This window comes from Robertmurraya phoenicis, assembly GCF_047302285.1.
In the GTDB taxonomy this organism is placed as follows: domain Bacteria; phylum Bacillota; class Bacilli; order Bacillales; family Cytobacillaceae; genus Robertmurraya.
Genome location: NZ_CP154845.1, coordinates 180,820 through 199,423 on the forward strand (window position 1 = coordinate 180,820; position 18,604 = coordinate 199,423).

An 18,604-nucleotide genomic window follows, 5' to 3' on the forward strand; every position below is an offset into this window, starting at 1 on the left:
TTTATCATCTATTTTTTTTGAGAATGATTTTCAATTTCAATGATAATCATTCTCATAATAAGTGTCAATGAAATAATTGTGTAAATTTTTAGACGGGGTTATTTCTTTTCAAATTAATGGTTAAAATTCTAATTTGCTAGCATATGGGAGGATCTTTCAGGATCCAAAAGGATATGTAAGGATAGGACAGTTCATATGGTCTCATCACAAAATATGATGATGTAATAAGAATTTTCCGAAAATTTAAGGTTTGAGTAAATGTATCAGCCCATAATATAATATTCATCATAGAATCACTTTCATCCTAGAATTTAAATTCCTCAGTTGAATTTTCTCTGGAAGGTGGGATGTATGAAGAAAATATTGAAGCAATACGAAGACTATTTAAAGAGAAAGGAAAAAGAAGAAAGCACAACAAAGATGTATGTTCATGTGATGAAACAGTTTCAATTGTGGCTAGAATCGAAACAAAAACGACTAGAACATCTCACTGAAAATGATGTCTATCAATTTCGAGAGCACTTAATAAAAAAAGGAAACAAAATTGCCACGATTAATAAATTGATTTCAATCTTACGTTCTTTTTTAGTATGGGCTACTAAAAATAACTACGTTCAAATGAATATACCGGAAAATCTTCGCCTTTACGAAGAACGAAAAGAACCCTCAGTTACATGGCTCACTGCCGAAGAAGAAACGCTACTTCTACAAACTCTATCTAAAGAGAAGAACCCTTTCAAAAAGGCCCGTAATGAAGCCCTTATCCATGTATTACTGTATTCAGGATTACGAATAGAAGAAATTAGTAATCTCCACACTGATGCAGTCACAACGAAAACCATTCAAATTTTTCATGATGGAATTTTATCGAGAGAGATCCCTTTAATTAAACATGTAGTGGAAAAACTAGAGACTTGGATCGATATTAGGAACTTAACTGGTAAACCAGTTTATCTTAATAGTCCTTATTTGTTTGTGACAGAACGTTCAGGAAAAATGCAGTCACGTTCTATTCAATTTGTCATTGAAGTGTATAGTGAAAAACTAGGATTTCCGATTACCTCAAAAATATTGAGAAATACGTATTGTAGAAGATTAGTGGAAGACGGATATTCGGTGGAGCAAGTGAAACAATATGCTGGTCATAAATCAATCACAACCAGCTATAAATACTTTTCATGATTGATTTATAAAATAAAAGAATTATAGGAGGAAACACATTGAAAAAAATAATAGTAATTGTATTTGCAGTAATGTTTGTTTTCGGTCTTGCTGCTTGTGGAAATAGTGCAGGTGGCGAAGCTGAGCCTGGAAAAATTGTTGTTTCAGGTAAAGAGTTTACTGAACAAATCATTCTGACTCATATTATGGCTGAGTATATTAAAGCGAAAACAGATATAGATGTTGAAGTAAAAGAAGCATTAGGTGGAGTTTTTGTCTTACAAGAAGCGATGAAAAAAGGCGATATTGATATGTATGTAGAGTATACAGGGACAGGCTTTTTAAATGTCCTAAATCATGAATATCAACCAAATCAAAGTCCTGATGAGATCTATGAAGCTACGAAAAAAGGGTATGCAGAGGAATTCAATATTGCTTGGTTAGAATCTTTAGGATTTAACAATACGTATGCGTTAGGGTTAAGAGGTGAACTCGCTGATGAATTGGGATTAGAAACATACTCAGATCTGACAGATGTATCACCAGACTTATCATTCGGAGCGGATCCAGAGTTCTTTGAAAGAGGAGACGGATTTGATGCATTATCGGAAGCATATGGCTATGAATTTGGTGTAAAGAGAAATATTGATCCAGATCTCCAATATACAGCAGCAAAAGATGGAGAGATTGATATTATTACGGCCTTTTCGACTGACGCAAGGATTGACCAGTACAATCTAACGGTGTTAGAAGATGATCAAGAATTCTTCCCACCCTATTTTGCTGCACCGATTATCCGACAAGAAGTAATAGATGCGAACGAAGGGCTTGAAGAAACAATCAATGAATTAGCTGGTACTTTATCTGATGAACGTATGAGAGAGTTAAATGGTCGTGTGAATATAGATAAAAAAGAACCGAAAGATGTCGCGATTGAATTCTTAAAAGAAGAGGGATTAATAGAATAGTCATTTGCTAATTAGACGTAAAAGAGCTGTGTTACTACAAAAGTACACAGCCTCTTTTATAGGATGTTTTTGCAAAAAGGAATTTAGAAATTTGAAACCGAAAGAGGTAACAATATGATTAAATTTGAAAATGTGACGAAGAAATACGAAGGTGATTTCGTGGCATTAAACAATATCAATTTGCAGATTAATAAAGGAGAACTGGTCACACTCATTGGTCCGAGTGGATGTGGGAAAACAACAACGATGCGGATGATTAATCGCCTAAATGAACCGACGACAGGGAAAATTTTTATCAATGGTGAAGATATATCGCAAATTGACCCTGTTGAATTGAGACGAAACATTGGCTATGTCATTCAACAGATCGGTCTATTTCCCCATATGACGATTGAACAAAATATCGCTCTCGTTCCAAGACTAAAGAAATGGGACGAAGCAAGATATCGTAAAAGGGTAGACGAACTACTAGATTTAGTTGGATTGGATCCTTCTACATTTAAGCCTCGTTTTCCTTCAGAACTGAGTGGAGGACAGCAACAGAGAATCGGGGTTATTCGTGCTCTTGCAGCAGAGCCTGAAATTATTCTAATGGATGAGCCATTCAGTGCCTTGGATCCGATTAGTAGGGAGCAGCTTCAAGACGATATTGTCAGTTTACAAGAAGAGATTCAGAAAACGATCGTTTTTGTCACCCATGATATGGATGAGGCGATAAAAATTGCTAACCGCATCGCCATTATGAAAGATGGGGAGATCGTACAGCTTGATACTCCAGATAAAATTTTACGACATCCTACCAATGATTTTGTCAAAGGATTTATCGGAGAAGATCGTTTAAACCAAGGTTCTGCTATGATGCCATCGGTCACAGAGCTCATGCATTCCAATGTTGTCACAACTTCACCGAAGCGTGGATTAGCAGAAGCATTCAGGCTTATGAAGGAAAAGAAGGTCGATAGCTTATTTATTACCGACAAAACAAAAACATTCTATGGTGCCGTATCACTTAAAACATTGGATGAAAACTATAAAAATGAGAATCTAACAGTTGCTGATATTATGCAGTCAGATATTAAAACGCTCACGGCTGATGCGGTCGTATCAGATGTCGCAGAACTTTTCCATGGAAGCGATATAGGAACGATTCCCGTTTTAGAAGAGAATAAGCTTATTGGGATTGTGACTCGCTCTAGTATGATGAGAGGCCTTGCGGAATGGAATCATAGTAGTGGAGGGAATGAGTGATATGGATTTAATTAATACGTTTATGAGTCGTAAATCAGATATTTGGGTAGCCTTTCAAGAACATATATTTTTAGCGGGGATTGCTATGATTATTGCGATTGCTATCGCCGTCCCACTAGGAATTATTTTAACAAGATATAAAAAATTTGCCGAACCCATTATTGGCGTAACAGCCATTATTCAAACAGTACCGAGTCTTGCATTGCTTGGATTTATGCTCCCCATTTTTGGAATTGGAAAAGTTCCGGCCATTATCGCCTTAACGCTTTATGCACTTCTTCCTATTTTACGAAATACGTATACCGGAATAATTGGGGTGGACCCAGCACTTGTCGATGCCGGAAAAGGAATGGGCATGACTTCCAGACAAATTTTATTTATGGTGGAATTGCCACTGACGCTACCAATCCTGATGGCCGGTATCCGTACCGCTACCGTACTCACCATTGGAGTGGCGGCTCTTGCGACCTTTATTGGTGCAGGTGGATTAGGGGATTTAATTACACGCGGATTAAATGTTATGGATAAAAACCTTATTCTAGCTGGGGCCATACCTGCAGCCATATTAGCCATTGTATTCGACTTTGCTTTAAAGAAACTCGAGGATAAAGTAACACCGAGAGGGTTGAAGTCTTAATATTGAGTTGCGTTTTGGGAGGCATCGTAAACACGATGCCTCCGATTATAGACAAACTCAAAATGATTGATTTTTCGCTTGCATTCTTTTTTCTTAAAACCACCCCATCTAAAAGTAGCTATATTTGCAGCTAGTATGCTTGAATTGTTGAATCTCTTTCTACTGCGGAAGGGTTTAATGGACGGAAACTGCAGGAATTAAGAAAGATGAGATCTGCTAGTTAGATCTCATCTTTTGGTTAAACAGAAACCAAAACTTCATGTTTATGTTCCAGCTTTCGGTAAGCAAGGGCAATCAGCATGGCAGGAACGGTGCAAACAATCATTCCGATAAAGGCATATCTTGGCTCGATCTCGTATAAAAAGCCTCCGAATATTGTAAATACAGCTGTACTCCAGCTAAGAGCAAGGGCTGAATAGACGCCTTGTGCTTTCGGGATCTGGGCGTGTGGGATGTTTTTGATTAAGTATTTCATAAAAGCATAATGTCCCATCGCAAACGAGAAGGCATGTAACGTTTGGGCGAGACAAAATACAATCACATTTGGAAAAGTAAAGACTAAAATCCAGCGTAAGGTAGAACCGAGTGCTGCTAGTGTCAGCAAAGAGCCGACAGAAAACTTTTCAAAGCGTTTATCTGCCATGGAAAAGAAGATAATTTCAGCAATAACCGCGATATTTAAAATAAGACCGATTAAGTAAACCGGAGCTTCAATATCTTGAAGAAAAATATAGCCGTAATTGTAATAGGTAGCATGTGCAGCCTGTAGTAAAATGACAATCGAAAGGACAAGGCTAAAATGCTTGATCCGAAATAACTTCATCATGCCTACTTTTTGTGTCGGATCGATTTTTGGTTTCGACGTTAAAATAATAGGTGCATTCAGAAAACTGAGTGCGACAAATCCGATTATTCCAAATAACAGTGCCCAAAAGATCACTTCATCCCCGAACGTTCCCGTAAATATCGTTATGACCATTCCGATAGAGACAAATCCGATGGAACCCCATTGGCGACTTCTTCCGTAATGTCTCAACTGCTTGCTTTGCACAAGAATGCCAGCTGCTGTATCTAAAGCAGGCATCAAGGTTGGATAAAAAACATGCAAAACAATCGTAACTACAAGCAAGCTAGTAAAGGAATTTGCTGGAATATAACAGAGAATGGCAAGGAGCGTACCAATTCCAGCTACATTCAATAATGCTTTACTACTAACTCTTTCTGATAAATAGGGAAAAGCGAATAAGGTAGAAATACCCCTCGCAAGTAATCCGAAGCTCATAATCACACTTGCTTCAGAAACGGTAATTCCTTTTGTATAAATCATCCACCCTGACCAGTAAGGTAGAAAAATTCCCCATGTTAGAAAAAAAGTAAAAAAACGTGTACCCATCCAGCGTTGTGTATTCATTTGTATCCCCCTCAATGATTGCATGATATCATGGAATAAAGATTAAATAATATGAGATATCTCATATTTTAGAGGTGGGAAATGGAAATTTACAAAGATGAGAAAAAACGCCGCTATTTGGAGCATCATGCAATCGCATATTTATTTTCCTTTCCTGTTGAAGAGTTTATCGAAATACATGAGTATAGGCGAGATGAATGGATCATTCAAGAAGGAATGCGTCCAGATTTTCTATTTTATGTTATGGAGGGGAAGGCAAAAATATATATTACCCACCAAAATGGAAAGGTATCCTTGATTAATTTTATCAATGCCAATGAATATATTGGGGAGATGGAATTATTAAATGATGTGTATTACACAAAGGGGATTCAAGCTTCGACCAAGACGATATGTTTTGCTTTGCCGATTCATCGATACCGGGGACAATTACTCGAGGATGCAAAATTCCTGCGTGAATTAACGAAGTTTTTAAGTGTCAAGGCGTCTGTTATGGCAGCAAAGTACTCTCAAAGTCTTGCTTTCCCACTTGAAAATCGCTTGGCTGATTTTATTTTGCAAACAGCCGATGAAGGGATTTATAAGGAGAAGCATGTCACGGTTTGTGATTATTTAGGGGTATCCTATCGTCATTTGTTGCATGTCCTCGCGCAATTTTGTGATAAAGGCTATTTGCAAAAAGAAGGACGGAATTATTTTATTAAAAATACTGATTCTTTACATGAATTAGCGGATGTGCTGCGAAATTAGTTAAGCGTGTCTTATTTAATTTTATTTAACAGTTTAGTCATCCCAAAAACCGTTACCATAGATATAGGAATCAACAAAATAACTAAAAACAGAGAGAGTAGCTCTGTAATTGGGGTGATAGGAATAAATCGATTGAAAATAAATCGTAATAGTTGAAAATATAGATAAAATAGAATAAGTGTGAATAAAAATTTAAGTAATCGCTTTTTCATAGATGAGCATCTCCTGTAAATAATAATTCTTATGTTACCATGTTTTTACAGAAAATAGTGGATTTAGCTTTATATGATGAAAGGGGAAGATGAAGTTGGATCAACGGATGAAGGACTTTATGGATAAAAACAGCTCCTTTAGTGCAGAAGAAATGGAAGCCATTATAAAGGAGCTTGTGATAGAATCATATGAAAAAAATACGATTCTTCTCAAACAGGGAGAGATTTCAACCAAATGTTATTTTGTCCTAAAGGGGTGTGTTCGCCAATACTTTAATGACGAGGATGGCAAGGAGGTAACGGTCAATTTTTTTACAGAAGAACAGGCTGTTGTCCTATTTAAAAGCTATAAAAATAAAGTGCCTAGTGAATATTTTCTAGCTTGTAGTGAGGAGTCTATGCTTGTTGTTGGGACTCTTGAGTCGGAAGAAACGATGTATCGACAATTCCCAGTCCTTGAGAAATTGACGAGAGACATGGTTGAAGAAAATTTTGGGAAGGAACAAGATGAAAGAGCTCGTTCCATAGCGGCAGCTCCAGAGGAGAGGTATCAACTCCTATTAAAGCAAAGGCCAGAACTTATCAATCGTGTTCCTCAGCATCAATTAGCGAGTTATCTTGGGATTACGCCTGAATCCTTAAGCAGAATCAAGAAGAGAATATCTCAAGGGTCATATTCTATCGTTTTCCACCCTTTATGAACATCCAGATCCCTAATCCCAGCTCCCCAATTGCCATAGGTAGACTCAAAATGGATTCAATATTTCCTGTCACTTTCTCCAATTGAGGTAGAAAAACATCCATTGTGTGAATCAGCATATAGCTAACAGAAGCAATAAGCATGAGAATCGCCAGTATTTTCGGGATGAAATTAGCTTTTATCATCATCCACCCAATCAGCAAAAGATGAATAGCAAAGATAATTAAGCCGAAAGACCATATTTTTTCATAGGACATAACAGACAACATGATAGAGGAGGATAAGTCCTCTAATTGAAAAGATTCACTCTCATTTATAAGGGTGGTAATTTGTACCAATTGAAAGATAGCTACTCCGAGAAAAGCGGTATACATCAGACGAAACCATGCTGCGAGTAATGAAAGACTTCTATGAATGGGTTCAAAGAAGACATAAAGGGACCAAGACAGGAGCACATCAAGGATGAGAATAAGGAGCCAACTGAAAATGCCTGCCTGAAAAAGGAATATCGATTTTTTAATATTGTTAGCTGTCCCGATTGCATCGCCGTCAACAATTAAACGACTACTTACGATCCCCACTGAAAACATCGCCAAAAGAGCCATCATAATCATGGCAACTCCAGTTATCATCGCCACTTTCCGAAGCGTTGTTTTTTCTGTTTTAACTACATGCATTGAATCTCCCTCCAATCTAAGTTGAAGATAGCATAGGGGTTTTTTTGGTTTCATTGACTTAAGTTAAGGAATGTATAAGTTTTAATAAATTTTCTGTATTTCTTAGACTATAAGAGCAAGAATGAGGACGAAAAGGGAAACAAGTCATTGGTAAAATAATTCCAAACCGAGGAAAATAAACGTTAAGTACATATGCGAGAGGGATGGGTAGATATTGGGATCAAATTTAAATCTTTCTTTTGATGAAATGTGGGAGAAAATCATTGCTTGTGATCGGAAATATGATGGGCTCTTTTTTACGGCAGTGAAGACCACTAAAATATATTGTCGTCCATCCTGCCGTTCTAGAAAACCGAAAAAAATAAATGTGGAATTTTTTTATGATATGAAAGAGGTTGAAAAGGCTGGATATCGAGCGTGCAAAAGATGTCAGCCAGAAGCGGACCATTCCCCACAAATTGAACTGATCAGAAACGTTGTAACGTTTTTAATCAATCATTATTACCAAAAATTAGAGTTGAAAGATATTGCCGATCATGTTGGTCTCAGTTCATATTATCTTGAAAGGATATTTAAGCAGGAAACGTCAGAGACTCCGCGGACATATTTAGAAAAAATACGCGTGGACAAAGCGGCTTACCTTCTGACGACAACAGATCGAACGAATCTTGAAATTTGCTTCGAGGTTGGTTTTCAAAGTACATCAAATTTTTATAAGGCGTTTCGTAGACTGAAGAATTCCTCTCCAAGTGAATATCGAAATTTCATCAGTAAGGAATGAAGGCAATGGATTGGAAGACAAAAGGTTTAGCGATTGAGATTTATCCTCCTGCTGAGTTTAATTTTAAAGAGTGTTTAGTTTTTTTAGGAAGATCTGATAGAGAAATTCAGCACCGAATAAAAGATGATTATTTATGTAAATTGATAAAGGTAGATGGGGAATTGATTTTATTGAAAATCAGGAGTCTGTCAAATGCCATTCAAGTTGATTTCCCGATGGGGAAGCCGTCCGTTCGTATACTTGAAAAAGTGGTCTCGTACATATGGGCGTGGTTTGATTTGGATAAACCGTTAGGGGATTTTTATGAAGTCGTTAGGGGAGATCAGATTTTGCAACCGTTAATTCATAAGTATAACGGTTTACGGATTATAGGCATTCCTGATCTCTTTGAGGCATTGACGTGGGCGATTATAGGGCAACAAATTAATTTAACCTTTGCCTACACTTTAAAGAAGCGTTTCGTAGAACGATTTGGTGAAAGTCATCGAATTGATGGAGAGACTTACTGGCTATTTCCAGAATTCTCGAAGATCGCCTGCGTACAAATTGATGATTTGAGGGAGCTTCAGGTTACGGTTCGGAAATCTGAATATATTATCGACATCGCAAAGGCGATGTCAGAGGGCAAATTATCAAAAGAAATGTTAATGATGAAACAAGATCATCAAGAAATTCAGAAGAGTTTAATGGAGATTCGCGGAGTGGGAGCATGGACAGCAGATTATGTACTGATGAAGTGTTTTCATGACTCAACTGCTTTTCCGATCGCAGATGTCGGTCTTCATCAAGCATTGATGCTTCAGTTAGGGATGGAGAGAAAACCAACAATGGAAGAAATAAGAGAAATGTCAGCCAATTGGGAAGGATGGCAAGCTTATGCTACCTTTTATTTGTGGAGGTCCTTGTATGAGTAAACAATATCAATTAGATTATCTATCTCCACTTGGAGTGGTAGAGATAGTAGGAAACGAGGAAGGGATCTATTCCATCAAGTTTTCTGAAAAAGATAAAGCTGAACAATTGCTAGAGGATGAGCCTCCGAATGTATTAGTAGACTGTAGGAATCAGCTTGATCAATATTTCAACGGGAGACGAAAAGAGTTTACCATTCCTTATACTTTGGAGGGAACCAATTTTCAAAAAACAGTGTGGAATGCTTTAACAAAAACACCTTATGGACAGACTGTTTCTTATAAAGATATTGCTGCTTTGATTGGGAATGAAAATGCAGTCAGAGCGGTTGGAAATGCAAATGGAAAAAATAAACTGAGCATCGTCATTCCTTGCCATCGCATTGTTGGTTCAAGTGGGAAATTAACGGGCTATGCAGGTGGATTATGGAGAAAGGAATGGCTCCTTAAGCATGAAAGTACTTTTAAAAAGTAAGAAGTACAGGAACAAAAAGAGTTGGGCTTCCAACTCTTTCTATTATTATAGTCAAATACCAAGTACGGTATCAGTTCTTAATATGTGCAATAAGCTCTGATAAACGAATTAATCCTTTTTCGAGTTGTTCCATCGAAGCATATGAATAGGAGATTCGAAGGTGCTGATGGTCATGTTTATCATAGATTAATCCTGGATTTAGTAGAATGTTCTCTCGAAGTGCTAGTTCAAATAGCTTCCGAGTAGATACGTCTACAGATAATCGTAACCAGATATAAAATCCACCCTGTGGAACATTCCATGTGGCAATCTCTGAATAATAGCTTTTTAGAATTTGAACAGTAAAATCTCATCTAGTTTTTAGTTCTGCTCTTATTTCCTTCAAATAGTCTTCATATAAACCACTGCCAATCCATTTTTCTACGGCAAATTGGGAAAGGGAGCTTGAGCCATAATCCGTTTGCATCTTAATATCAGCTAACCGATCAATGACTGGTTCTGGACCAACAACCCAACCGATACGAAGCCCAGGACTTAATGTTTTTGAGACGCTGCCAATATACAAGACATTTCCTTGAGGATCCTGTGCTTTCAAAGGAGTGGGAGGTGGGACGTCAAACCATAAATCACAATAAACATCATCCTCAATGATTGGCAATGATGTGTTTTGAGAGACTTTTAATAGCTCTTTACGTCTGCTTTCAGACATGACGATCCCTGTTGGATTATGGAAAGAAGGAATCGTATATAATAGGGCCGCTTCGTGCTGGCGTTTCAAATATTTGATCTCATCGCATATGATCCCATCCTGATCTAATGGCACCCCTAATAAATTCATTCCAGCAGATTGAAAAACATGGACAGAATTTAAATAGGAAGGTGTTTCGTGAAGGATAGTGGATCCTCTTTCTAATAATCCTATTGAAATTAATTGCAGTGCTTGAAGTCCTCCCGAAACGATTAATATCGACTCAGGAGAGGCTGTAATTCCTTTCGTTTCTAAATTTTTACTAATGGTTTGTCGCAATGATAAAAGGCCTTTAGGTTCTACATAACTAAGAGAAAAGCCATCATCAGGACTCCCTTGAAAAATTTCTCGCATTCTCGTATTTGGTAATAATTCAGAAGATAGTTCACCTGTTCCAAGACGGATCATGGATGGATCTGCCTCAGTCCGATTGATTTTTTGGATGATATCAATGTTTGGTTTATAGCTACCAGAAGACACATAACTTTTCCAATCAGGAGGCGTTGTTGAAGTAAGGAGACTCCAAGTATTATTGACTACTTCAGTCCCACTTCCGACTTTTGTTTGTAAAAGTCCATCGGCAATTAAGCCTTCAAGAGCATATACGACCGTACTTCGATTCACATCAAACTGCTTTGCCAAGCTTCTTTGAGTTGGAATCTTTGTTCCTACTGTCCATTCTCCGTACATAATCTTTCTTTTTAAATAATCATAGATTTGTTGGTGTAACGGAACAGAAGAATTTTTTTCTGGTTTCCAGTGTAATTCTTGCATAAAGAGCCCTCAATTTTTTTAGTTTTCTTTATTTTAGCAGATTGGTTGGGTCAAAGACCATCCAATTGGTTGCAGACAGAACTTACATGATCAAGTACTCTAGAAGAAAAGTGGAGGACAACAAGATGCAAGCACTTATTCATGGAATGCTCTTAGCATTTGGCTTAATTTTACCGTTAGGGATTCAAAATGTGTTTATTTTTAACCAAGGGGCAACTCATAAGAAACTGATACAGGCGAGTCCAGCCATCTTGACAGCGGGTATTTGTGATGCGATTCTGATTCTTTTGGCTGTGCAGGGAGTCTCATTAGTCGTATTGAATTTTGAGTGGTTAAAAGTAGCACTATTTTTAATTGGATTCTTCTTTTTAATATATATGGGATTTGTGATGTGGAAAAGGAGTCCTGAACAGAAAAGTGGCGAACAAAAGCAATTTTCCGCAAAGAGGCAAATGACCTTTGCTGCATCAGTTTCTTTGCTTAATCCCCATGCGATCATGGATACGATCGGAGTAATCGGCACGAGTTCAGTTGCTTATACAGGAGAAGATAAATGGTTTTTCACGATTGCATGTATAACGGTCTCGTTCGTTTGGTTTATATTCTTAGCGATTTTAGGCAGAAAAATAGGACAGCTCGATCGTAATGGTAAGTTGTTAAAACGAGTGAATCAACTATCTGCCCTCATTATTTGGGGAATGGCCATTTATTTGGGCTATCAGATTATCATCTAAAGTTATTAAACTACTTCACAGATTGAACCTTCCATTTAGTATAATATAGATGATTAGTAATAATTTTACTTGAAGGAAGGGGAAGTTTTTCATGTGGAGTATTACTGCAGTTGTTATGATCGGACTACTACTTACTTGCTTAACACTATATAACCATAATAAAAAGCTACAACAGAAGGTAAGCTATTTACAGCCTATTGTTGAAACAGTGCCTAAACTAAACTATCGTTACTTGAGTTCTACTGTCAATGAACTTATTGGACCGAATACATTAGAGGAACATCTACTTAATCCGGAGAAAATATTTGAAATCGTTCATCCAGATGATCGTGAAATTTTGATTAAAAAGAGAGAAGGTACGCTAAATTTTTCCGATCCTATTAAAGTGAGATTTAGGAACCATCATGGTCAATACATATGGTTTGAGGAATATGCTACACCAGTATTTCGGGATGGACATTTTGTTGCCGTACAGGGTGTTTTCCGAAACATTGATGAAAAGGTAGCTTTACAGCAGCAATTAGAATATAAATCATCCCATGATGCACTGACAAATCTGTATAATCGCGAATTTTTTCAAACAATAATGAAGGATTACAATGAAAATAAGGATGTCCCGATAGCAGTTATTGTCGCTGATTTAGATGAGTTAAAGTTTGTTAATGATCGTTATGGGCATCGAATCGGGGATGCATTAATCCAAGAAACGGCGATACGTCTTAAAACCCATGCAAATGAGGACGCAATCATTGCTCGTATAGGTGGCGATGAATTTGCGATTTTTCTTCCAAATGTGAGTATTTCTCAAACAGAAGAATTTATAAAAGACGTCCAGATCGAAATGGGTCTTATTGGTGAGGGGCAAGCCCTTTCTGCTATTAAAGTATCTATCGGATATGCATACAGTCCTTCATCAAAAGGGGTAATGGATCAACTGCTAAGTGAAGCAGATACGAAAATGTATAGAGAGAAAAATGACAAAAAAGAAATGCCTTCTCCGGAAAAATCAGTTATGTTCGTTTAATGAAAAAATCTTATAGAAGTCTAGTCGTTATTTGTTAAAATAATGATAGAAAATATTTAGTAAAAGTTAAATTAAAGTGTTGGAAGAGGTTAGGGAATGGGTAACGGAGTGAATGCCAAAGATGTTGCTAAATTAGCGGGAGTATCACAGTCCTCTGTTTCCAGAGTGTTTTTCGGAGGGGCTTCCGTTTCAGAAAAAACACGAAAAAAAGTAGTAGCTGCTTCAGAAGAGCTAGGTTATGTTCCAAATGAGTTTGCACGTAGTTTAATTACGAATAAAACGAGAATTATTGGGCTTGTCATGAAGGGAGTAGAAAACCCTTTCTATCCACAGGTTTTAAAGGAATTCACCGCCCACTTTAAAAGGCTTGGATATAGTATTTTATTTGTCCATACGAACCATGATGAGATCCAAAAAGAAGATGTTGAAATGCTCTTAAACTACAATGTGGCTGGCGTCATCATTACCGATGCTACACTATCACTTAAGGTTACAGAGGATTTTAAGAAGAATAAGATTCCTCTTGTCTTATTTAATAGAAAAGTAGAGCAACAGGAATTCTTTTACGTAAGTACAAACAACTTGGAAGCAAGTCGAAAAATTGCCCAATATTTAATTGAAAAAGGCTGCTCAAGGATGGTGTACATTTCAGGGGGAAGAGATACTTCCACAAGTATTGAGCGAGAAAAAGGTTTTGCAGAGATATTAAAAAAATACCAGGTTCCATACGAAAAATATGATTCAGACTACTCGTATGAAGGTGGATATAATACAGCAAAAAAGATCGTCAATAAAGGTACGGTTCCGTCTGCTTTTTTTGTGGCGAATGATATCATGGCACTTGGTGTATTAGATGCGCTTCGGGAGAATAGAATTTCTATTCCATTTGAAACAAGGGTGATTGGTTTTGATAATATCGATATTGCGGCATGGCCTATTTATAGTTTGACCACATGGGAACAGCCTGTATCTCAAATGGTCGAGGAGACAGTGAAATACGTCATTTCTGAAATTGAAGAATATACCGGCAGAAGTGGGAAGGTCGAAATCGAAGGGGAGCTAATCGAGAGAAAAACGACTTAATCTGTTGACAAGTATTTATTATTAGAATATTCTTTACTTATATTGCATACGTATTCAAACGATAATATTCGAGGAATACGTTTATCTTTATTTAGTTTTGCATACGTATTCATTTAATGAAAGCGCATGCACATTTGAGGGGAGGACTTCTATTATGGTAAAAGTAATTAAGGCTGGGAAATCGCAAGAGGAAGTGTCAAAAAAGGATTCAGAAGTATCGAAAATAGTAGCGGATGCCATCAAAGATATTGAAACTCATGGCGATCAAGCGGTACGAGAGTATTCTGTGAAATTTGATCGTTGGTCACCAGAATCCTTTCGCCTAACCAATGAACAAATCCTTGATATTGTCGCGGAGGTTCCAAAGGAAACAATTGATGATATTAAATTTGCTCAAACCAATATAAAGAAATTTGCTGAGGCACAATTAGCGTCTCTTCATGATGTAGAAGTTGAAAATATTCCTGGGGTCATTCTAGGACATAAAAATATTCCAGTTAGTAGTGTAGGCTGTTATATTCCTGGAGGACGTTATCCAATGGTCGCATCTGCTCATATGAGCGTATTAACAGCAAAGGTGGCAGGTGTCAAACGTGTGATCGCTTGTACACCACCTATTAATGGGGAAATTCCTCATGCAACAATTGCAGCTATGTATCTAGCAGGTGCAGATGAAATCTATTTACTAGGCGGCATTCAGGCGATGGCAGCTATGGCCATTGGAACAGAAACAATTGAAGCTGTAGATATGATAGTTGGACCAGGAAATGCCTTTGTAGCAGAAGCAAAACGTCAATTATTTGGCCGTGTTGGAATTGATTTATTTGCAGGACCAACAGAAACATTAGTCGTAGCTGATGAAACGGCAGATGCAGAAATCATTGCAACGGATATTTTAGGTCAAGGTGAGCATGGACCTACTTCCCCAGGTGCTTTAATCACGACTTCTGAGAAGCTTGCCCATGAAACGATAGAAGAAATTGAAAGACAGCTTAAAGTATTACCTACGGCTGATGTAGCCCAAGTTTCTTGGGATGATTATGGTCAGATATTATTAGTAGACAGCCTAGAGGAAGCAGTTGTTGAAGCAGATAAACTAGCTTTTGAGCATGTTGAAATCTTAACGGAAAATCCGGATTACTTTCTCGAGAATATGACAAACTATGGATGTCTATTTTTAGGACCTGAAACAAATGTCGCTTACGGTGACAAGGTAATTGGGACGAATCACACTCTTCCTACAAAAGGAGCAGCACGCTACACAGGTGGTCTTTGGGTAGGAAAATTTATTAAAACAGTAACCTATCAAAAAGTCACTCCAGAAGCTTCAGCATATATAGGGGAATATGCTGTTCGCCTATGTCAACTAGAAAACTTTGCTGGACATGCGGAACAAGCTTTATTACGTGTGCGTAGATATGGGGATAAAAGGTAAGTAGTGGGGGAGGAGTGAATGCATGGTCTTAGGTTTTATTGGTCTGATAGGTGGATTAGCACTATTAATCTACTTGACCATGAGGGGTATGAACTTATTAATTGTAGCACCGCTTTCTGCTTTATTTGTAACGATATTAAACGGGCTACCACTATTACCACAACTAACTGAAGAAGGGGCTGCGAACTTTTTAACGAACTATATGACCGGGTTCTCAGGGTTTATCGCCTCTTGGTATTTGATGTTTCTGACAGGTGCCATTTTCGGGAAGGTGATGGAAGATAGCGGAGCAGCTGACAGTATATCGAAATGGATTGTCAGCAAGATCGGGATGAAAAGAGCGGCCTTAGCGATCGTCATTGCTTGTGCCATTCTCACATATGGCGGAGTTAGCTTGTTCGTCGTTGCATTTTCGGTATACCCAATGGCAGTCAGTTTATTTAAAGAAGCAAACTTACCAAGACGGTTTATCCCTGCAGCCCTTGCTTTTGGTTCCACTACGTTCACCATGACTTCAGCAGGTTCACCGGAAATTCAAAACTGGATTCCCATTGAATATCTAGGGACCAATGCTTATGCAGGCTGGGAAGTCAGTATTATCGTGGCTGTATTTATGATAATTTTTGGATATTGGTGGTTAACAAAAGCCATTAAGAATGCCGTCAAAAAAGGGGAATCATTTATCTCAAGAGAATCAGACAATCACGAAGTTCGGGAGGAATTGCCAAATCCGATCATCAATTTCATTCCGTTAGCTGTAGTATTAGTGATTTCATTTATATTCCATGATTCATTAAAACAATCTGCGCTTATAATTGCCTTAACAGGTGGAATTTTGGCAACGTACATCATTAATCGTAAATACTTCAAGGATATTGGAAAAGCCATTTCAGAAGGATCTGTTGGAGCGATTATTGCCATTGCAAACACATCAGCAGTAGTTGGATTTGGTGGTGTTGTAAAAGCTACTCCAGCGTTTGAACAAGCTGTCGGATTTATGACTGGTATTCCAGGAAGCCCATTAATTGGCGGAGCATTGGCTGTTGCCGTTATCGCTGGATTAACCGGCTCATCTTCAGGAGGACAAGCGATCGCATTGCCATTACTAGCACCACATTACTTGGATCAAGGTGTCGATCCTGATGCTCTCCATCGAGTGGTCGCCATCTCTTCCGGTTCTTTGGATTCACTCCCATCAGGAGGATATGTCGTTACCACGATCCGTTCGATAGCAGGAGAAACACATAAAGATGCCTATCCAATGTTTGGAGCATTGACTGTCGTTGTACCGTTAATTGGCGCCATTTTGGCAGTTGTTTTATTTTCATTAGGGCTTTAGTAACTACAGAGGCAGGGTCATCTCAGACCCTGCCTCTTTGTCATATAAGTTATGCGGCTGTTTCTACTTTTAAATTTCGTTCTTTACTTATGATTTTGTAAATATACCAGACCATAACGATTAATGTAATGCCTAGTCCAATCATGACAGAAACTTGATAATTAAGATTGAATCCTTCTGGTGCGTAGAAAATGTAAGTTCCAACAACGCCGGTCATAAATAAAGCTGGTATCCCGCAAATCCAATGGAATTTTCCTTTACGTAAACAATAGACAGTTGCTGCCCAGAGAGTCACCGTTGCAACGAGCTGATTGGACCAGCCAACATATCTCCATAAAAAGGAATAATCAATCGTAGATAAATAGAATGCTGGAATGGCGACAGGAATGGAAAAGTATAAGGCTTGCTTCCAATCATTTTTTTTATTTCCATGTATCATTTCTTTTAAAATCATCCTTGATGAACGTAGGGCTGTATCACCTGTTGTGATAGGCAAGATAATCACACCTAATACAGCCAAAATTCCACCTAATGTTCCTAAAAGGGAAGTGGATATTTCATTTACCGCACCAGCAGGTCCGCCTGCAGCAATGGCCGCTTGTAAACCTTCTGTGCCATTAAAAAATGTCATCCCGGCCGCTGCCCAGATAAGGGCAATCACTCCTTCACCAATCATCGCTCCGTAAAATACTTTACGACCATCACGTTCATTTTTAAGCGTTCTAGCGACAATCGGACTTTGAGTACAATGGAATCCAGAAATCGCTCCGCAAGATACCGTGACCATTAACAAAGGCCAAATGGGCAGCTCTTGTGGGTGAAGATTAGCCAATGTGAGATTCGGGATAGGTGTATCGATAAATATCAAGGCTCCTCCGATCGCGACTGCCATGAAAATTAAAATAGCACCAAAGAGCGGATAGATTTTCCCGATAATTTGATTTACCGGAAGGATTGTTGCTAATAAAAAGTAAGCAAAAATAATGATAAGAACGGTACCGAATGATAACGGAGTCAATTGCGAAATTAATTGCGCAGGTCCAGCTGTAAAGGCAGCTGCCACCAGAATCATTAAAACAAGAGAAACGATATTAATGATGAATTTCATGTTTTTTCCTAAATAACGGCCAACTAGTTCTGGGTATTGGGCACCGTTGTGACGAAGGGACATCATTCCGGAAAAATAATCATGAACCGCTCCAGCAAAAATACAGCCAATCACAATCCAAATGAAGGCAACGGGTCCATATAAAGCTCCCATTAAAGCACCGAAGATAGGGCCAAGTCCAGCGATATTTAATAATTGAATCAACCAGCCCTTCCACCATGGCATTGGCACATAGTCAAGGCCATCTTCCTTTGTATAGGCAGGTGTTTTTTGTTCAGGATGGATCCCAAAAATCCGTTCGACGACCTTGGCATATACGACATAGCCCAAAATTAAGAGTACAATAGATAGAAGAAATGTAAGCATATAAGAAGCCCCCTGATGATGAAAACTTAAATATTCAGAAAATAATTATTATACTAACAAAA

At 38.0% G+C, this 18,604-nt stretch carries 17 protein-coding genes and 1 pseudogene; 14 read left to right on the forward strand and 4 right to left on the reverse strand.

All coding sequences use genetic code 11. The features are described from left to right. Positions 1-351: 351 nt before the first annotated feature. The 4 genes from AA0X71_RS00845 to AA0X71_RS00860 all read left to right on the forward strand — a co-directional run bounded on the left by AA0X71_RS00845 (position 352) and on the right by AA0X71_RS00860 (position 4,014). Positions 352-1,182, forward strand: coding sequence for a tyrosine-type recombinase/integrase (locus tag AA0X71_RS00845; protein ID WP_413358144.1), 831 nt, complete (start codon positions 352-354; stop codon positions 1,180-1,182). 71 nt (positions 1,183-1,253) lie between these two features. Continuing rightward, positions 1,254-2,129: a glycine betaine ABC transporter substrate-binding protein gene (locus AA0X71_RS00850; protein ID WP_413362422.1), complete on the forward strand. Its 876-nt coding sequence runs from the start codon at positions 1,254-1,256 to the stop codon at positions 2,127-2,129. A gap of 114 nt (positions 2,130-2,243) precedes the next feature. Continuing rightward, positions 2,244-3,377: an ABC transporter ATP-binding protein gene (locus tag AA0X71_RS00855; protein WP_413358146.1), complete on the forward strand. Its 1,134-nt coding sequence runs from the start codon at positions 2,244-2,246 to the stop codon at positions 3,375-3,377. Position 3,378: 1 nt separating this feature from the next. Then, positions 3,379-4,014: an ABC transporter permease gene (locus AA0X71_RS00860; RefSeq protein ID WP_413358148.1), complete on the forward strand. Its 636-nt coding sequence runs from the start codon at positions 3,379-3,381 to the stop codon at positions 4,012-4,014. A 238-nt stretch (positions 4,015-4,252) separates the two neighbouring features. On the opposite strand, the gene AA0X71_RS00865 is transcribed toward AA0X71_RS00860, so the two are convergent. Continuing rightward, positions 4,253-5,425, reverse strand: coding sequence for an MFS transporter (locus AA0X71_RS00865; protein WP_413358150.1), 1,173 nt, complete (start codon positions 5,423-5,425; stop codon positions 4,253-4,255). A gap of 81 nt (positions 5,426-5,506) precedes the next feature. On the opposite strand from AA0X71_RS00865, the gene yeiL reads away from it, so the two are divergent. Then, positions 5,507-6,175, forward strand: coding sequence for a transcriptional regulator YeiL (gene yeiL / locus AA0X71_RS00870; protein ID WP_413358152.1), 669 nt, complete (start codon positions 5,507-5,509; stop codon positions 6,173-6,175). 307 nt (positions 6,176-6,482) lie between these two features. Continuing rightward, positions 6,483-7,088 carry a Crp/Fnr family transcriptional regulator gene (locus AA0X71_RS00875; protein ID WP_413358154.1) on the forward strand — a complete coding sequence of 202 codons (606 nt, stop codon included), beginning with the start codon at positions 6,483-6,485 and terminating at the stop codon, positions 7,086-7,088. Here the strand turns inward: AA0X71_RS00875 and AA0X71_RS00880 are convergent. Beyond that, the gene (locus AA0X71_RS00880; protein ID WP_413358156.1) at positions 7,066-7,764 is read right to left on the reverse strand and encodes a DUF4386 domain-containing protein; all 699 of its coding nucleotides are present in this window, start codon (positions 7,762-7,764) and stop codon (positions 7,066-7,068) included. The genes AA0X71_RS00875 and AA0X71_RS00880 overlap by 23 nt on opposite strands. A 247-nt stretch (positions 7,765-8,011) precedes the next feature. Between AA0X71_RS00880 and AA0X71_RS00885 the strand changes: the two genes are divergently transcribed. Genes AA0X71_RS00885 through AA0X71_RS00895 form a run of 3 tightly spaced genes read left to right on the forward strand, consistent with a single transcriptional unit; the run spans position 8,012 to position 9,931 of the window. Beyond that, a complete protein-coding gene (locus tag AA0X71_RS00885; protein ID WP_413362424.1) occupies positions 8,012-8,545 on the forward strand; it encodes a bifunctional transcriptional activator/DNA repair enzyme AdaA in 534 nt (177 codons plus the stop codon). Between the two features lie 5 nt (positions 8,546-8,550). Then, a complete protein-coding gene (locus AA0X71_RS00890) occupies positions 8,551-9,459 on the forward strand; it encodes a DNA-3-methyladenine glycosylase family protein (RefSeq protein ID WP_413358158.1) in 909 nt (302 codons plus the stop codon). Next, entirely contained in the window at positions 9,452-9,931 is a 480-nt protein-coding gene (locus tag AA0X71_RS00895) for a methylated-DNA--[protein]-cysteine S-methyltransferase (protein WP_413358160.1), read from the forward strand. The genes AA0X71_RS00890 and AA0X71_RS00895 overlap by 8 nt, the downstream gene beginning before the upstream one ends. 70 nt (positions 9,932-10,001) lie before the next feature. Here the strand turns inward: AA0X71_RS00895 and AA0X71_RS00900 are convergent. Then, positions 10,002-11,453, reverse strand: a pseudogene (locus AA0X71_RS00900) (PLP-dependent aminotransferase family protein). Between the two features lie 125 nt (positions 11,454-11,578). On the opposite strand from AA0X71_RS00900, the gene AA0X71_RS00905 reads away from it, so the two are divergent. The 5 genes from AA0X71_RS00905 to AA0X71_RS00925 all read left to right on the forward strand — a co-directional run bounded on the left by AA0X71_RS00905 (position 11,579) and on the right by AA0X71_RS00925 (position 17,068). Then, positions 11,579-12,187 (forward strand): LysE/ArgO family amino acid transporter, encoded by a 609-nt coding sequence (locus tag AA0X71_RS00905; protein WP_413358162.1) that lies wholly within the window; start codon positions 11,579-11,581, stop codon positions 12,185-12,187. Between the two features lie 91 nt (positions 12,188-12,278). Further along, positions 12,279-13,211: a diguanylate cyclase domain-containing protein gene (locus tag AA0X71_RS00910; RefSeq protein ID WP_413358164.1), complete on the forward strand. Its 933-nt coding sequence runs from the start codon at positions 12,279-12,281 to the stop codon at positions 13,209-13,211. Between the two features lie 96 nt (positions 13,212-13,307). Next, positions 13,308-14,294 carry a LacI family DNA-binding transcriptional regulator gene (locus tag AA0X71_RS00915; RefSeq protein WP_413358166.1) on the forward strand — a complete coding sequence of 329 codons (987 nt, stop codon included), beginning with the start codon at positions 13,308-13,310 and terminating at the stop codon, positions 14,292-14,294. Between the two features lie 154 nt (positions 14,295-14,448). Beyond that, complete coding sequence (gene hisD / locus AA0X71_RS00920; RefSeq protein ID WP_413358168.1) at positions 14,449-15,729, forward strand: histidinol dehydrogenase; 1,281 nt, start codon at positions 14,449-14,451, stop codon at positions 15,727-15,729. A 22-nt stretch (positions 15,730-15,751) separates the two neighbouring features. Then, entirely contained in the window at positions 15,752-17,068 is a 1,317-nt protein-coding gene (locus AA0X71_RS00925; RefSeq protein WP_413358170.1) for a GntP family permease, read from the forward strand. Positions 17,069-17,117: 49 nt separating this feature from the next. Here AA0X71_RS00925 and AA0X71_RS00930 read toward each other — a convergent pair whose 3' ends face one another. After that, positions 17,118-18,542 carry a carbon starvation protein A gene (locus AA0X71_RS00930; protein WP_413358172.1) on the reverse strand — a complete coding sequence of 475 codons (1,425 nt, stop codon included), beginning with the start codon at positions 18,540-18,542 and terminating at the stop codon, positions 17,118-17,120. Between the last annotated feature and the right edge of the window lie 62 nt (positions 18,543-18,604).

Coding starts and splice junctions, on each gene's coding strand:
- AA0X71_RS00845 (WP_413358144.1), top strand. CDS start 352: ATGAAGAAAATATTGAAGCAATACGAAGACTATTTAAAGAGAAAGGAA.
- AA0X71_RS00850 (WP_413362422.1), top strand. CDS start 1,254: ATGTTTGTTTTCGGTCTTGCTGCTTGTGGAAATAGTGCAGGTGGCGAA.
- AA0X71_RS00855 (WP_413358146.1), top strand. CDS start 2,244: ATGATTAAATTTGAAAATGTGACGAAGAAATACGAAGGTGATTTCGTG.
- AA0X71_RS00860 (WP_413358148.1), top strand. CDS start 3,379: ATGGATTTAATTAATACGTTTATGAGTCGTAAATCAGATATTTGGGTA.
- AA0X71_RS00865 (WP_413358150.1), bottom strand. CDS start 5,425: ATGAATACACAACGCTGGATGGGTACACGTTTTTTTACTTTTTTTCTA.
- yeiL (WP_413358152.1), top strand. CDS start 5,507: ATGGAAATTTACAAAGATGAGAAAAAACGCCGCTATTTGGAGCATCAT.
- AA0X71_RS00880 (WP_413358156.1), bottom strand. CDS start 7,764: ATGCATGTAGTTAAAACAGAAAAAACAACGCTTCGGAAAGTGGCGATG.
- AA0X71_RS00885 (WP_413362424.1), top strand. CDS start 8,012: ATGTGGGAGAAAATCATTGCTTGTGATCGGAAATATGATGGGCTCTTT.
- AA0X71_RS00890 (WP_413358158.1), top strand. CDS start 8,551: ATGGATTGGAAGACAAAAGGTTTAGCGATTGAGATTTATCCTCCTGCT.
- AA0X71_RS00895 (WP_413358160.1), top strand. CDS start 9,452: ATGAGTAAACAATATCAATTAGATTATCTATCTCCACTTGGAGTGGTA.
- AA0X71_RS00905 (WP_413358162.1), top strand. CDS start 11,579: ATGCAAGCACTTATTCATGGAATGCTCTTAGCATTTGGCTTAATTTTA.
- AA0X71_RS00910 (WP_413358164.1), top strand. CDS start 12,279: ATGTGGAGTATTACTGCAGTTGTTATGATCGGACTACTACTTACTTGC.
- AA0X71_RS00915 (WP_413358166.1), top strand. CDS start 13,308: ATGGGTAACGGAGTGAATGCCAAAGATGTTGCTAAATTAGCGGGAGTA.
- hisD (WP_413358168.1), top strand. CDS start 14,449: ATGGTAAAAGTAATTAAGGCTGGGAAATCGCAAGAGGAAGTGTCAAAA.
- AA0X71_RS00925 (WP_413358170.1), top strand. CDS start 15,752: ATGGTCTTAGGTTTTATTGGTCTGATAGGTGGATTAGCACTATTAATC.
- AA0X71_RS00930 (WP_413358172.1), bottom strand. CDS start 18,542: ATGCTTACATTTCTTCTATCTATTGTACTCTTAATTTTGGGCTATGTC.